The organism is Sphingopyxis sp. GW821-FHT02C12, assembly GCF_059421785.1.
The window spans coordinates 645745-660566 of the sequence record NZ_JBWKVQ010000002.1 but is presented as its reverse complement, the minus strand read 5'-3'; the positions used below and the strand labels follow the sequence as shown (position 1 = coordinate 660566).

At 64.1% G+C, this 14822-nt stretch carries 11 protein-coding genes; 5 read left to right on the top strand and 6 right to left on the bottom strand.

The features are described from left to right. Positions 1-23: 23 nt before the first annotated feature. The 3 genes from AC07U1_RS18450 to AC07U1_RS18440 are packed head-to-tail and all read right to left on the bottom strand — an operon-like array spanning position 24 to position 4164. Positions 24-1442: a response regulator gene (locus tag AC07U1_RS18450; RefSeq protein WP_495177996.1), complete on the bottom strand. Its 1419-nt coding sequence runs from the start codon at positions 1440-1442 to the stop codon at positions 24-26. Continuing rightward, on the bottom strand, positions 1439-2335 hold the full coding sequence (locus tag AC07U1_RS18445; RefSeq protein ID WP_495177997.1) for a sensor histidine kinase: 897 nt from the start codon (positions 2333-2335) through the stop codon (positions 1439-1441). The genes AC07U1_RS18450 and AC07U1_RS18445 overlap by 4 nt, the downstream gene beginning before the upstream one ends. Further along, the gene (locus AC07U1_RS18440) at positions 2332-4164 is read right to left on the bottom strand and encodes a hypothetical protein (protein ID WP_495177998.1); all 1833 of its coding nucleotides are present in this window, start codon (positions 4162-4164) and stop codon (positions 2332-2334) included. Before AC07U1_RS18440 ends, AC07U1_RS18445 begins: the two co-directional genes overlap by 4 nt. Positions 4165-4690: 526 nt before the next feature. On the opposite strand from AC07U1_RS18440, the gene AC07U1_RS18435 reads away from it, so the two are divergent. Then, positions 4691-6877 (top strand): AsmA family protein, encoded by a 2187-nt coding sequence (locus AC07U1_RS18435; protein WP_495177999.1) that lies wholly within the window; start codon positions 4691-4693, stop codon positions 6875-6877. A 137-nt stretch (positions 6878-7014) separates the two neighbouring features. On the opposite strand, the gene AC07U1_RS18430 is transcribed toward AC07U1_RS18435, so the two are convergent. Beyond that, positions 7015-8247: a glycoside hydrolase family 130 protein gene (locus AC07U1_RS18430; protein WP_495197772.1), complete on the bottom strand. Its 1233-nt coding sequence runs from the start codon at positions 8245-8247 to the stop codon at positions 7015-7017. Positions 8248-8522: 275 nt separating this feature from the next. Beyond that, positions 8523-8795, bottom strand: a complete 273-nt coding sequence (locus AC07U1_RS18425) for a hypothetical protein (RefSeq protein WP_495178000.1) — start codon at positions 8793-8795, stop codon at positions 8523-8525. Between the two features lie 582 nt (positions 8796-9377). Between AC07U1_RS18425 and AC07U1_RS18420 the strand changes: the two genes are divergently transcribed. Beyond that, on the top strand, positions 9378-11642 hold the full coding sequence (locus tag AC07U1_RS18420; RefSeq protein ID WP_495178001.1) for a glycosyltransferase: 2265 nt from the start codon (positions 9378-9380) through the stop codon (positions 11640-11642). 11 nt (positions 11643-11653) lie between these two features. Next, the gene (locus AC07U1_RS18415; RefSeq protein ID WP_495178002.1) at positions 11654-12685 is read left to right on the top strand and encodes a mannose-1-phosphate guanylyltransferase; all 1032 of its coding nucleotides are present in this window, start codon (positions 11654-11656) and stop codon (positions 12683-12685) included. A 20-nt stretch (positions 12686-12705) separates the two neighbouring features. Here the strand turns inward: AC07U1_RS18415 and AC07U1_RS18410 are convergent, their stop codons facing one another. Continuing rightward, a complete protein-coding gene (locus AC07U1_RS18410) occupies positions 12706-13677 on the bottom strand; it encodes a glycoside hydrolase family 130 protein (RefSeq protein WP_495178003.1) in 972 nt (323 codons plus the stop codon). On the opposite strand from AC07U1_RS18410, the gene AC07U1_RS18405 reads away from it, so the two are divergent. Then, positions 13627-14004, top strand: coding sequence for a hypothetical protein (locus AC07U1_RS18405; RefSeq protein WP_495178004.1), 378 nt, complete (start codon positions 13627-13629; stop codon positions 14002-14004). The two genes, AC07U1_RS18410 and AC07U1_RS18405, sit on opposite strands and share 51 nt — an antisense overlap. After that, the gene (locus tag AC07U1_RS18400; protein WP_495178005.1) at positions 14001-14747 is read left to right on the top strand and encodes an HAD-IIB family hydrolase; all 747 of its coding nucleotides are present in this window, start codon (positions 14001-14003) and stop codon (positions 14745-14747) included. The genes AC07U1_RS18405 and AC07U1_RS18400 overlap by 4 nt, the downstream gene beginning before the upstream one ends. The last annotated feature ends 75 nt before the right edge of the window (positions 14748-14822 follow it).

The window sequence follows — 14822 nt, the reverse complement described above, 5'->3', positions numbered from 1 at the left end:
TGGGAAACAAGGTAGCCTGCCGGCTAGGTTCTTGCGTAGAGGGCCCGCGCGCCTTCAAGCAATTGCAGCGCGCGGATGCCGTCCGTCGTAGAGTATTTTAGCTGCCTGATCAGATAAGCATAAGCGGTGGCCGCAAATTCCCTCTGTCCTGCGGCTGCCCGTAATCCCCATTCCCTCACCGAACGGACGAATTCCGGGACCGGGCAGTCGACAAGATAGCTCTCGAGGTCGAACCAAGCTTCGGCTTGGGCCGCGGAAGGCCACGGCCCGTTCACGTAAGGACTTTTCGGATGGAAAAGGAGACTAAACTCCAGAGAAATCGGGTCTAGGCTGCGGGGGCCTTCGTCGACGTCACCGTAATCGATAAGGACGGACTGTCCGTCTTCGAGGATAAGTGCGTTTTCGCCATGCAGATCGCCATGCACGCAGCACCAGATGCACTGCGCGCGTCCCCGCTCAAAATGATCTACCCAGACCAAACCGTGACGATCGACGATTGCCTGCAAATCATCGTCGCCCAGAACACGTTGGCGCACTTCGCGAACCAAATGCGCGGATTCGACGACCCCCTCTGACCACGCGTCAGTCATCTGCTCAAGACTTGCCGCCACCCGAGTGGTCGCTTCGTTTCGCCACCCTGCTGCATCGAAGGCCGTTCCGACAAAGTCACTAGCCAGCTGATAGAAGATCGCTGCATCAGCCTTCGCGCCCCATCTCAGCAGCATCAGCTTCCGCGGCGTCGCCGCGGCCCGCAACCTTGAGATGTGCGCATCGTATCGCTGCGCCTCGTCCTGGATTTCCTGAAGTGGGCCCAATTTTCCGACCGCGTTGTGGATCGTCGCCCCTGATGCATCCGTGACCTTAATGCGCAAGACCTGTGCGCCCGAGAGGCCGCCGCCAAGCGGGGAGACAATACAGCGCGCGCCCCCTACCGTCGTGGCAAAGATCCTGATGAGGCGGGCATAGGTGACCGGGAATACGTATTGGGGAGAGTCGATCTCAACCTGACCGAGCGCATCCACGGCAGCGATCAGCGGTCCAATCAGGGTACCCAGATTCGCGAAGTTGATCTTCTTCAAGAACTGGACCGTCGGTACCTCGCCCCTACCCCAAACGTCGATCTGGCGGGCCTGCCCAAGCAACTCTGGAAAATACTCGTCTCCCGACGTGGCGGTAAGTATGAGGATAGGTGTTCCCGGAGCGACCCGGCGTGCGTGCGTGAAGACGGCGAGCCCGTGCACTGGATCGGCGTCAAGCGCCGACTCTGTTGTGGGGATGCGCAGGTCTAGAATTAAAAAGTCATAGATCTCGGCGTCTAACCGAGCGAACGCTGCCTCACGGTTTGTGGCCGTGTCGGGAACGGGCGCGGGCATATGCGCGGCAAGCTCTGCCAAGATTTCGTCGGCAAACTCCTGCTCATCTTCAACGACCAATATTTTCACGTCCGCTCCCATCGCAGCTCATACGAGGCTCCGCCACCAGCGGCCCGAGAGAGTATGACCGTGCCGCCAAGTGTATCCATCGCTTGCTTCGCAATCGCCAGGCCGAAACCTCTATGATCCTTTTTCGTCGTCTGACCTATGTCGAAGGCCTTTTCCACTGACTCCGGAAGCCCAGGCCCTCGGTCTACGATTGTGACCCAGACATCCGTGTCCGTGGCGCCCCAGCTCACGACAACAAGGGACTTCGCGTCGTCACGGTCCATCCCGACCACTGCCTCGAGCGCATTTCGAAGGCCGTTGCGGAAGGCTAAGTCCAGCAGTTTCGGATCCGATCTGATCGCCAGAGGCGCTTGGCCGTGCGCGGAAACGGTGTCGGCCCTCCCATTGGCAACGTCGTAGATAGCCTGATTGAGTTGGTCGGCGAGATCGAATTGCGTAGGCTTGGCGGGCGTCGCGGCTGTTTGAAGCTGCTCGATGGCATCAAACGCATTTCGGATCGCTTGCATCCGACGCTCCACCGCTGACCCTCCATAACGCGCCCCGAGCTCGCGGACGGCGGCAGCCTCGAGAAGGCCCAGTGGAGATCCTATTTCATGAAGGAGCATTCCGGACACCCATTTCACGGCTTGCCCATATATTTCTACCCTCGTCTCGTCAGACACACCTTCTGGGCCGTCCGCGCGCACGGGCGTTGCCATGCGCCGCTTGTTCTTGCAGGTTTCTATCGCCAGATCGATCGCGGCGATCACGTAAACATCGGTTTCCTGTGCACGAAGCCGGTTGAGGAGGGGTAGGTCCGCGTTTTCCGTGTTCTTCAGCAGGAATCGGGCCGCCTTCAGCCGGGCGTGCGTCGATCCCGTCTGGAGCGCCTGCAAAGCATCTGCGCGAGTCATGAAGCCGGATGCGACTGGTAGAATTCGGAGCGGCGACGAAATGCCTCCTCGCCGCCCTCCATGACGGTCGTGATTGCATTGACCGTAGTGGGATTATCGAGCGGAGCAGCGGATGCCACAAACCCGCGTCGGCCATCGCTCTCAAGGTGAACGACCACATCAGCGGCACCCAACACCGGGATATTGGGATTGTGAGTCGAAAACACGATCTGTCCTTCCGGGGATCTCTGGAGGATCGATTTTATCAGGGTGTCGGCGATAAATGCATTGTCAATATGGTCCTCGGGCTGATCAACGATGAGCAGCCGATCCCGATGTTGCAACACTACCGGCAGGATCACTGTGCACCGCTGTCCGGTGGAGAGATCCGAAATGTCTTTATAGTCGCCACCGTCCAAGAGCTCGAAACAAACGTCGTCTTCGACCAGAGAGGTCCCAATGGTGCCCAGATCGGCGTCTTTCAGGCCGTTGATGATTTTCAGAGCGCGGTCGGACGAGATTTTTGCGGCATCGGAGATTAGCTGGATATCGTTGGTTTCGACCGCTTCGAGCAATTCTCGCGGGCTCATGCTCTTGGCGAGAACATCAGCTAGCTCATTATACCGTAGCCCGCTACCGCGGAGCTTGTCCGCCAATATGGCGGAAAATCCTTCGACCTGCCCCGAGCGCAGCAATTTAAGGCGGATCCGAGGGCCTACCGCATCGTTCAAAGTACGCACGACGGCCGTACGCGCCGCGAACCGCTCGCTCCGTATTTGATCCAATCGGTCAAGCGATTGGTTCCTCCGCGCTCGCAAAGCATCGAGCGCCGTCCTGCGTCCCTCCATCGTGCCGCTCACCGCGTCCAACTGCGCCTTGCGTTCTCGGAGCTGCTGGCCTTGACGCATCGTGGCGCCGGCGCCCACCTGCAGTCGCTCAATCTCCTTCCGAATTTCTCGCGCACGCTCCTCGAGAACTAAGTTCTTGCTCAGCAGTTCCTCGTTTATCATGTCGGCTTGCGCATTGCCGTCAGCCAGTTCCGCGATTGCACGGGCGATATGGCCCCGCGCCTCTGCAAGCCGGGTTAGCGGAATGTTCAAACGCTCAGTCACGCCATCGGGCCATCTCTCGTCGAGCGGGCCAGACGCATGGGCGAGCGCAATTCCCATCTCTTTCACGCGAGCTTTATAAGTTTCGATCGCCTCTCGTGTGACCCCGGCCGCTGACGTCTGAGTGACGATCGCAGCCAGTTCCGCACTTTTCTTGTTCGACTCTGCCGAAATGCCCGCCAATGCTGCCTCTTGGGGAGCAAGCTCCGCCAGACTGGCTTCGATAGCGGGCAACTCGGCATATCGACGCTCAAGATCCTCGATCTCCTTTCGGATCGAAGCTACTTCAAGGGTCAGCGAACGGACTTCCGCAGCGGCTGCGGACTCGTCGCGATCGCCGGACGCTCGATCATCCCGAAAGCCATCAAGGAGCCGCAAGCGACCTCCAGACTGCATGCCGACATTTTCAATCTCGGTTTGAGAGAGTATGATCGGCGACGCGAACTGAGCAGATTTTCGTGGCGCTTCTTCTGCAGCGGTTCTGGTGACCGTAACCTCTCGGCTGCCGTCGGCCATCGTCACGGTGATCTGGCCCGAACCGAGAACGGACAAGGCATGATCTCGACTTCGTCTCGTCGAATCTTGCGTATATCCTGGGACATCGAGACAGAACCGGACCAGCTCAATCAATGAGGTTTTGCCTGTGCCACGGGCGCCAATCAGAGTGACCAAGCCAGCTCTCAGTTGAAGGTCCAGTCCGTCGAGAAAGCCTTCTTCAACCTGAATGCGCGTTATGTGCATTTTCACTCCCGTGTTGACCCCAAGGTTCTGCAGCGAACAGGGTCAATATGCTCGCTTAACGTAGGCGGCGCCAATGAGCCAGAGCCCGCACCGCCGAACATCGCCACCATCGAGAACATATCCCGCAGGACGAGATCTCGTGCTGAAACGAGCAATTGGAAAAGGCCAGCAAATCGCATGGAGAACAAGGCTCCACAGGGTCACCCCATTCGTTCTTGTAATGTTCCACCATTTTAACAACTGGGTCAAGATCCCCGCATGCCCTTTGCAGACCAAAGGCGGGCCGTGTCCATTCTTAACGGGGGCCGGTGACGGATCAGGCGGAGAGCCGGAGACAAACAGTTGGTGCAACCGCTTCTAATCTCACCCCACGGACGGCCGCTGTTGGGGGCGCCAAAAATCAGTATGAACGGCCGACTTCAGGCGCACACCTGCCACCTTGGCGATACCGCACTGAGGGCGCGGTATCCGCCCGCCAGCTCAACCCATGAAAGGAACGATGCTCCGCGCGGCGGATTGATGCCGCATGGACAAGCGCTCCGGTCAGGCCGCCTCGGCGGCCCGCGCGCCAGCCCTCCGCTGGACCGATCGCCCGCGCCGCTGGGCACGGACCGCCTGCACGCCCGCCTGGCTCGAACGGCGCCCGCGCCCGCTCCGGATCGCGATCAGGACGGTCGCGCTCATCCTGCTTATCCTCTTCGCGATCTGGCTTATCCTCTTCATCACCAAAGGCCGCTTTCTCAAGGGCCCGTTCGAGCGGTTCGCGACGGCGCAGCTCGAGCGCCAGGTCGATGTCGGCGGCGACTTCCAGCTCTATTTCGCACCGTTCAACGTCAAATTTTATGCCGAGGACATCCGGATCGCGAACCCGGCGTGGGCGCGCGAAAAGAAGTTCTTCACGGCCAAGAAAATCGACACGCGGGTTGCCACGCTGCCGCTGATCTTCGGCAAGCGCATCCTGCGGTTCGCCGATCTCGACGGCGCGCAGCTCGCGCTCGAATGGGATGCCGGGAACAAGCGCAACAGCTGGACCTTCGGCGACCCGAACCGTCCGCCCGAGCCGCTCGAACTGCCGCGGATCCGCCGCGCTGCGATCACCCGGAGCGGCCTCACCTATCGCGACCCGCGACTGCAGCTGTTCGCGGACATCGACGTCGACACGGTACGCGCGACGGGCACGCGCATCAGCGACGATATCGGCTTTTCCGGACGCGGGACGATGCGCGCGCAGCCCTTCACCGTGTCGGGGGGCCTCCAATCGCCGAACGAGACGATTGCCGGAGGCAAGAACGCGCTGACCCTCCATGCGGTCGGTCTCGGCAACACGCTCGATGTGTCGGGGACGTTACCGGGGCCGACCGAGCTCGAAGGCGCCGATCTCAAACTGCAGGCGCGCGGCGGAAATCTGTCGCGCATGTTCGACTTCCTCGGCGTCGCGATCCCCGACACGCGCGCCTACCGCCTCACCTCCGCGCTGACCTATGAAAACGAGGTCTGGAAGCTCACGGGGATGAAGGGGATGTTCGGCGACAGCGATCTCGCGGGCTCGCTCGCGGTCAGCCAGCCCAAGGGGCGCCTCTATCTCAAGGCCGACCTCGCCACCCGTTCGCTCAACATCATCGATGCCGGCCCGTTCGTCGGATATGATCCGCAGCGGCTCGACCGGATGGGCACCGGCGGCACGATCGAGACGGTCGGCGGCCGCCCGCGGGTTCTGCCCGACGCGCAGCTTCGCGCCGCGGCGCTGAAGCGCTTCGACGCCGACGTCCGCTACCGCGTCACCAGGGTGCGCGCCGAGAGCTTTCCGATCAGCAATGTCGACCTGACGCTGGCGCTCAAGAACGGGCTGATGGAGCTGAAGCCGTTCAATTTCGTCGTCGCGGGCGGCACGGTCAAAAGCGACATCGCGATCGACGCGCGCCCCGCCGTCGTGCGCACCGAATATGACGTCCGCCTGTCGCCGACGCGGCTCGGTACCTTGCTCGCGCGCTTCGGAACCGAGCAGTCGGGCACGACGGGCACCGTCAGCGGCCGCATCCGGATGGTGGGCTTCGGCGACAGCGTGCGCGAATCGCTCGCGACGTCGAACGGCCGGATCGCATTCGTCCTGCCGCAAGGCACCTTCTGGACACGCAACATCCAGCTCGCCGAACTCGATCTCGGGACGTTCGTACAGAAGATGTTCCAGGACAAGCTCAAGAAGCCGGTCGAAATCAACTGCGGCGTGATCGCCTTCACCGTGCGCGGCGGGATCGCGGCTGCCGACCCGATCCTCATCGACACGAAGAAGAATGTGATGCTCGGCCGCGGCGGCTTCTCCTTCCGCAGCGAGGCGATCGACATGGCGGTGCGCGCCGACGGCAAGACCTTCAGCCTCTTTTCGGGGCAGTCGCCGGTCGGTGTCGGCGGCTATTTCGCGGCGCCGAAGATCGATCCCGTCAGCGACGAACTCGCGGGCCGCGCCGGCACGGCGCTCGGCCTCGGCATATTTGCGAGCCCCGTGGGCCTGATCATTCCGTTCATCGATCCCGGCGATGCGAAGGCGGCGCAGTGCGGTCCGGTGCTCGCGGGCGCCACCGCGGCGGCCCAGCGTACCAGCAAGGGCAAGCCGCGCGACGATGTCGGCAAGGGCACCACCGCGAAGTCCGAGGATGGCAAGCAGTCGGCCGACGGCAAGAAGAAGCAGCGCAAGAAATTTCTCGGGATATTCTGAGACTTCGCCGGTGGAAGGGAGCTTTCGTCACGGCGCGGCGGTGCATCGCAGCCTGCAGAAGGCGGGCGCGGATGACCCCGAAGACCGCGCCAACGCGCGGGGTGTTGCGGTGACGCCTGGCATTCTGCCCTGCCCGCTCAGTCCATCGCGGAGAGCATTGCCTCGATCGTGGTGGTCGCAAAGCCGATGGCGCTATCCGAAATACCGTAAGGGATGAACAGCTGCCCGCCGACGCGGGTGGCGCCGCAGGTGTACACGACGTTCGGCACATAGCCTTCGCGGTCGCTCTCGGCAGCGGACAGGATCGGACAGCGCGTCCGCGCGATGACCCGCGACGGATCTTCGCGGTCGAGGAGCGCGGCGCCGAGGCTGTACTTGCGCATCGCGCCGACGCCATGGGTGAGCAAAATCCAGCCTTCGTCGCATTCGATCGGGCTGCCGCAGTTGCCCATCTGGACAAATTCCCAGGGAAATTCGGGCCGGATGAGGATCTGCCCCTCGTCGTTCCACTCATCGAGGCTGTCCGACGTCAGGATCGTGATATTTTTCCCGTCCTGGCGCGCGACCATCCGGTAACGGCCGTCGATACGGCGCGGGAAAAGAGCCATCCCCTTGTGCCGCGCCGCGTGCCCCCGGAGCGGTTCGAGACAGAAGCTGCTGAAATCCCGCGTCCGGAGCAGCTCCGACCGGATCGCGCGACCCGAATAGGCGGTGTAGGTGCCGAGATATTCGATCTCGCCATCGTCCTCGACGAAGCGGACCAGGCGAAGGTCTTCGAGACCGTTGCGCTGTGCCTCGGTAACGGGGAACAACACGCTGTTCGAAATCGCGCTGCCCGCGTGGCGATGGACGCTGACCGCCTCGTCGGGGCCCATCTGGTGACGGTCGTCGGCGACGGCCGCCATCGCCGGTCCCGACTGCGGCCAAAGCTGGAAACCGGCCCCCGGACCGATGATCCCCTCGCGGAAGGCGACCGAAGAAATATGCCCTTCGCCAACCGCACGCATCGACATGATAAAGCGGAGCTGCTCGCCGCCAAGACCGCTTTGATCGGGATGCGGGACGATGCTCGGGTTCATGAGCGCCGCGGCGGCATAGCTATATTCGTGGCAGAAATAGGCGCCGATGAGGCGGCGTTTGACGGGCGACACCGCCTGATCGTCGAGATCGAGGTCTTCCGAGATTTCGCGATAGCGCTCGTCGAAAATCTCCCCGATCTGCCAGTGGCGCTCCGAGAAATCCTTCCAGATCAATCCGAGTTCGAGCTCGGCCTGATCGTCGTCGAGACCGAGAATGTCGCTTACCAGCTGCGCCGCGCGCGGGGGCTCCGAGACGTTCGACTGCCAGGCAAGGTGGAACGGCCGCAGCACCACACGACCCGGATCGGCCGTCAGCTTTTCATCAAGAATCTTAAGCGGGGACTGCTCGGGCCGGCAGATCAGCATGGATGGTGTCGACCTTTCATATCGTCGCCTTCCACCGGCAACAGGTCGCGCACGATGAAGCGATCGGGGAGAAAAGCAAATGGTCTTCGCGCCGCAACGTTCCCGTCGCCCGATCAAAATCGACCGGGCAAGGTGCGCCGCCGGGCACGGCCGGGCAGCCTCGCCCTCGCTGTCGCTGCTTCGAAAGCGGCGATGTCACGCTAGGCGGACGAAGATCCGGCCCCGGCGCCGGCCATGGCGGGGGTTTCGCGCCGCGACGGCGCGCGGGCCGTTCGCACGCCGCCGATCTGCCACATATTGGCGCCCGATTTCGTCATCCGGGCGAGGAGCTGTTCGCCTTCGAACAGCTCGACCTCGACGCCGTCCTTTTCGTTGCGGGCCAACAGGAAAGCCTGTTCGGGACTGTCCGCATGAAAATCGACGCGGCGATGTCGCGCCGACGCGTCGGTGACGATCATATGAAATGCGCCCATGGCCATGATCCTCAAGCATTCGAGACGGCACGCATGCCGGCGTCGGCCTGGCGAACGGCGCAATCACCCGCGATTGCGCCGGCAGCCGTGCAAGCCATCGGATGCGACCCGATTCCCTTCGCCTCCTTATAGCAGCAACGGGGGTCTCTTCCGACTCCCGCGCGGCCCGGCCGGTGCTGCCTGCGCAGCGACAGCTTGCCGCCGTAGCGCGCGGAATTCGCATGGTTTGGCCGCGCAGCGCCTTTCCGGTGGCCCGGCTGCCGGGAGGCGGAATCGTTATAACCTGAGTTAATCGGGGGGCTTTATTTCCCGATCCCGTCATGTTGCACTGCAACCCGAACGCATGTGCCGCGTTAAGCATGCACACAATCAGCCAGTTCCCGAGCCCGGTCTTGCGGCCGGCGTCTTCTTCGCGCGCATCCGCGAGCGAGGCGGAAGGCGCGCGCGTGCCAGGGAACACCAGCCACGAGGACGGATATGAAGCACGACAGCGAAGACCGTTTTTTCCGGAATGTTTGCGAAAACGATGTTCCCGTCTCTGATGTCCCTCTTGCCGCCAGCGGTATCGAGACGACCGCGCGCGTGGCCCTGATCGGCTGTTTCCGGCCGCGTCGATGCGGCATCGCGACCTTTACCGCGGACATCCATGATCATCTGCGCGCGGTCCGGCCCGATCTCGCCATCGACGTCTATGCGATGTGCGGCGAAGGCGATCGGGCGCTTGGCGCCGAAGTGGCGCGCACGATCCGCGAGCAGGAGGCCGCAAGCTATCGCGCGGCCGCCGAGGCGATCAACGACAGCGGCGCGAGTGCGATATGGCTTCAGCATGAGTTCGGCATTTTCGGCGGCGTCGCCGGCGATATGGTCCTCGAGCTGGTCGATCGGGTTGCCGCGCCGCTGATCGTGACGCTTCACACGGTGCTCGCCGAGCCCAACCCCGACCAGCGCCGGGTCATGGAACGACTGATCGCCCGCGCAAGCAAGCTTGTGGTGATGAGCGATTTCGGCCGCGAAATCCTGCGCGACGTCTACGGAGCGAGCAGCGACCAGATCGTCCATATCGAGCATGGCACGCCCGATCGCCCCTTTGTCGATGTCACGCCGCTGCGCGAGACATCGGGAATCGCCGACCGACCGGTTCTCTCGACCTTCGGTCTCATCGGGCCGGGGAAAGGCCTCGAAACGGCGATCCGGGCCCTGCCGGCGATCACGGCCCAATATCCCGATATTCTCTACCGGATCGTCGGCGCGACCCATCCCAACCTGGTCGCCGCCGAGGGGGAAGCCTATCGGCAAAGCCTCGAACGGCTCGCCGAGAGCCTCGGCGTCGCGGATAATATCGCCTGGGAAAATCGCTTCCTCGATACCGGCGAACTGCTCGACCAGATTGAACTCTGCGACATCTATCTCGCCCCCTACCCCAATCTTCAGCAAATCACCTCGGGCACGCTGGCATATGCCGTCGCGCTGGGCCGCGCGGTCGTATCGACCCCGTTCGTTCATGCGCGCGAACTGCTGGCCGATGACGTCGGCATCTTGCTCCCCGGCGCCGACAGCGAGGCGATCGCGGAGGCGGTGCTACTGCTTCTCGCGGTCCCGGACGAACGGCGCGCGCTTCAGCGCCGCGCCTATGCCCGCGGCCGGCGGACCGCCTGGACCGTCGTCGCGCAGACGTGCGGCGCGTTGGTCGACGGGGTCACCCGGCGCGATCGACCGACGGCGCGCGGGCGCGCCGCGCCTGCGCTGGAGGGCGCATGGTCGCTCTGCGACGAAGTCGGCATGTTCCAGCACTGCAACCACTTCGTCCCCGACCGCGCGCATGGTTACTGCATCGACGACAATGCGCGCGCGCTCATGCTCGTGCACAGCCTGCCGCCGCGAGCGCAGGAAGAAGCGGCGTCGCGCGCGCAAACCTTCGCGAGCTTTATCCAGCACGGATGGAACGCCGAGCGCGGCTGCTTCCGCAATTTCATGGGTTATGACCGCCGATGGCTGGAAGACGCAGGGTCGGAAGACAGCAATGGCCGGACATTATGGGCGCTGGGCCATGCCGCCGCGCACGCCGCGGCGCCCGCTATGCGCGATTGGGCGGCGAGCTGGTTCGATCGAAGCGCCGCCATGTTCGAGCAGTTCGAGAATCCGCGGGCGATTGCCTTCGCGATGCTCGGCGCCGACGACCGGCTCGGGCACAACCCCGGAAATGCACAGGCGCGCGCGATCGTCGAGCGCGGCGCGGCCTTTCTCTCGGCGCTATGGAAAGCGGAACGCCGTCCCGGCTGGGACTGGTTCGAAGCCGATCTCGCTTACGACAACGCGCGTCTCGCCGAAGCGCTCATCCGCGCCGGGAGGCGGCTGCCGTCGGTTCCGCTCGTGGAGACCGGTCTCGACGCCCTGGCCTGGCTGACCACGTACCAAACGGCGCCGGACGGTCATTTCCGTCCGGTCGGATCCGAAAGCTTCGGCAAGCCTGGCGAAAGCCTGCCTTTCGACCAGCAGCCGCTCGAGGCGTGGGCGACGATCGCGGCCTGCGCGGCCGCGTCGGCCGCCACGGGCAACGCGCTCTGGTCGACGCACGCCGAGACCGCCTACGCCTGGTTCCTCGGCCGGAACGACCGCCACCTGCCGCTGGGCGATGCCAGGACGGGGCGCTGCTTCGACGGGCTCACCCCGCGCGGCGTCAATCGCAACAGCGGTGCCGAGTCGGTGCTCGCCTTTCATCTCGCCTATCGGACGATGGCCGACATGTTCTGGCGCGAGGCCATAGCCGATTCCCCGGACTGGCGCAGCGCCGGCACGGGTCCGCTTCCTGCCGCGGCACCGGCGCCGGCGCTGGCGCTCGCCCACTGAGGAGACTGCGAATGAGCGCGCCGATCCAACCCGTCATCCTTTGCGGGGGTGCCGGGACGCGCCTTTGGCCTGCGTCCCGCGGCGCCCGCGTGAAGCAGTTCCTCGATATCGTCGACGACGAAAGCCCGTTCGCGCAGACCCTCGCTCGCGTCGCGGGGCCGGCTTTCGCCGACCCGCTGGTCATTTGCGGCGCCTCGCACGTCGAGACGGTTCGCGAGCAGGCAGGCGGACGCGGGATCGGGCTGCTCGTCGAGCCGTCCGCCCGCAACACCGCACCCGCGATCGCGCTCGCGGTCGCGGCGACGGCGCCCGATGCTTTGCTGCTCATCATGCCGAGCGATCATATTATCGACGATGTTCCGGCCTTTCACGTCGCGATCGAACAGGGCGCGCAGCTCGCGCGCGACGGCTGGATCGTGACCTTCGGAATTGCGCCCGACTGTCCCGACACGGGCTTCGGCTATATCGCGAGCGGCATGGCCATCGGCGACACCGGCTTCGCCGTCGAGCGGTTCGTCGAAAAGCCCCGGCTGGATGTCGCAAAGGCCATGATCGCCGCCGGCGGCTACAGCTGGAATGCAGGGATATTCCTGTTTCGTGCCGGGGCCATGCGCGACGCGATGCGCGTCCATTGTCCCGACATCCTTGCCGCGGCCGAAGACGCGCTGGCCAACGGGGCTGACGACGGCACCGCACGCTATGCCGACCTCGCCAGCTTCGAGGCGGCGCCCGCCGTCTCGATCGATTATGCCGTCATGGAGAAGCACGACCGGGTGGCCGTCGTACCGGTGTCGATGGGCTGGTCCGACCTTGGAAGCTGGCACGGCGTCCACAGCCGTGCCGCGCACGATATGGCCGACAACAGTTGCCGCGGCGACGGGCTCTTTCACGACAGCAGGGGTTGCCTTGTGCGCGCCGACGGGCGCCGCGTCTCGCTCATCGGCATGGAAAATGTCGCAGTGGTCGTCGACGGCGACGATATTCTCGTGATGCCGCTCGCCCGATCGCAAGAGGTTCGCGCGGCGGCTGCGCTGCGCGAATGAACCTGCCGGGCGCTGCCGGATCAGAGGCCGAAACGGTGCTTCGGAATGTGGGTGATCCGGCACGCGAGGTCGGATTCACCCGAGGCGACGATATAATGATCGCCGGCATCGGCGATCCCGGTGGTGAAGACGATATCGCGAACATATATCCTGTCTTCGATCGGCCGGGTAAGCTCGGGGTTCGCCTCGAGCAGCGGACCATGGTCACCGCGCAGGACCCGCGACGGATCGTCCGGATCGAGCAGGGACCAATAGGTGCGATAGATGCCCACGATCTCCTTCGGTTCCACCCCGTGCCAGAGCGTCAACCAACCGTCCGGCGTCAGGATCGGCGGCGTTCCGCCGCCCATTCGCGCGGTCGCAACGGTGTCGGCATGCGGGCGCAGGCCGGGCTCGCGATGGGGCTTCCAGTGCAGCGCGTCGGGCGAGGTCGCGAGGTTGATCGAAGGACCCGCACGCCACGGGCTTCCCGGCGGGTAAGCGAAATAGAGACTGCCGAGCGGGCGCGTCTGGGCCCAGTATTGCCCGTCGATCCGCCCCTCGAAGATCAGCATGTCCTTGTTCTGATGATCGAGGACAATGTCTTCGAAGCGCCAGTCGAGACCGTTGTCGGAACTGTAGAGCGTCGTCGAATGGCGCTCGGGGCTCACCGAGCAACTGGTCATCAGCCATCGGCCGTCGACGCGGCTGATGCGCGCGTCCTCGATACCATAGCATTGGAAGGGCGCCGCGGGTGCGATGGCGCGGTCATAATGGATCGCGACGATATCGAGCCCGTCGGGCGTCAGCTCGACCGGCAGGAGCCAGGAAAGCGATGTCAGCGCGATAACCTGCCAAGCGCCGCCGCGCACGAGAAACGTGCGCGGGTCGGACGTATCGCAAAGGTCGAGCGGCCAGGCATCGCGCACATAGCGACCGGCGTCCCATCTTATGCTGTGGACATGGCCGTTCGCGACCGGTTCGCGCAGCGCCTCGGCTACGCGCACCATCATCAGCAAATTGCCGCTCGCGAGACGGGTCAGGCCGGGATTGAAAGCGCCGAGCACAAAGGTTTCGGCATCGAGCGAGCCCGCAAGCGGCGAACGGGAGAGATCGACATCGTCGGAGCCAAAAATCAGGCGATCGGTTTCGAATGGCATCGGGCACTCCGGTTGACGGCGCGGGAGCGGCTTCGCGACCTCGAGGCCGCCCCGCCGATGCTTCATCAAGGCTCGAAGCGGGCCAATGTTCCTCTTCTGCGCGTCCGGATCGTCATCGACGCGGCGCGCGCTGCCGCCCATCGCATATCGCACGGCCCCTCCAAGGAATTTATCGCATGAAACAACTCATTGCCTTCGACCTCGATGGAACGCTCGCCGAAAGCAAGCAGCCGCTCGAGGCCGAAATGGGAGAGGCATTGGCGGATCTGCTGGAAGTCGCCGATGTCGCCGTCATTTCGGGGGGCGACTGGCCCCAGTTCGACAAGCAGGTCGCGAGCCGCCTCCCGGCTCGCGCCGACCGGTTTCGCCTGTGGTTGATGCCGACGACCGGCACCAAGCTCTACACGCATCGCGAGGGCGCGTGGGCGGCCGTCTATGCGGAGCTTTTCGACGACGAGCAGAAGCGCCATATCCTGCAAGCCTTCGACGCGTCGCTCGAAGCGACCGGATTTGTACCCGAGGAAACCTGGGGCGAACGGATCGAGGATCGCGGCAGCCAGATCACCTTCTCCGCGCTCGGGCAACAGGCTCCGATCCACGCGAAAGAGATATGGGATCCCGATTTCGCGAAGCGCAAGATCATCCAGGCCGACCTGACGACCCGGCTCCCGGGCCTGTCGATCAACATGGGCGGCGCCACGTCGATCGACATCACGCGCGAAGGCGTCGACAAGGGTTACGGGCTGAAGAAACTTGCCGAGGCGAGCGGCTTCCCGCTCGACGCGATGCTGTTCATCGGCGACGCGATCTTCCCGGGGGGCAATGACTATCCGGCCAAACAGATCGGCCTCGACACCGTTCGCGTCCGCGACCCGCAAGAGACGCTTGCCGTCATCTCCGCGATCATCGCCTGCCAGAGATAGGCCGGCGCGACCTTCGTCGGGCACCGGTCGGCCCCGGCAGGGCCGGCGGCATGGTCCGCGCCCGTCCGCCGCTGC

Bases quoted from the DNA above. Each gene is read 5' to 3' on its own strand.
- AC07U1_RS18445 (WP_495177997.1), bottom strand. From the start codon at position 2,335: ATGACTCGCGCAGATGCTTTGCAGGCGCTCCAGACGGGATCGACGCAC.
- AC07U1_RS18440 (WP_495177998.1), bottom strand. From the start codon at position 4,164: ATGCACATAACGCGCATTCAGGTTGAAGAAGGCTTTCTCGACGGACTG.
- AC07U1_RS18435 (WP_495177999.1), top strand. From the start codon at position 4,691: ATGGACAAGCGCTCCGGTCAGGCCGCCTCGGCGGCCCGCGCGCCAGCC.
- AC07U1_RS18425 (WP_495178000.1), bottom strand. From the start codon at position 8,795: ATGGGCGCATTTCATATGATCGTCACCGACGCGTCGGCGCGACATCGC.
- AC07U1_RS18415 (WP_495178002.1), top strand. From the start codon at position 11,654: ATGAGCGCGCCGATCCAACCCGTCATCCTTTGCGGGGGTGCCGGGACG.
- AC07U1_RS18405 (WP_495178004.1), top strand. From the start codon at position 13,627: ATGGCCGTTCGCGACCGGTTCGCGCAGCGCCTCGGCTACGCGCACCAT.
- AC07U1_RS18410 (WP_495178003.1), bottom strand. From the start codon at position 13,677: ATGATGGTGCGCGTAGCCGAGGCGCTGCGCGAACCGGTCGCGAACGGC.
- AC07U1_RS18400 (WP_495178005.1), top strand. From the start codon at position 14,001: ATGAAACAACTCATTGCCTTCGACCTCGATGGAACGCTCGCCGAAAGC.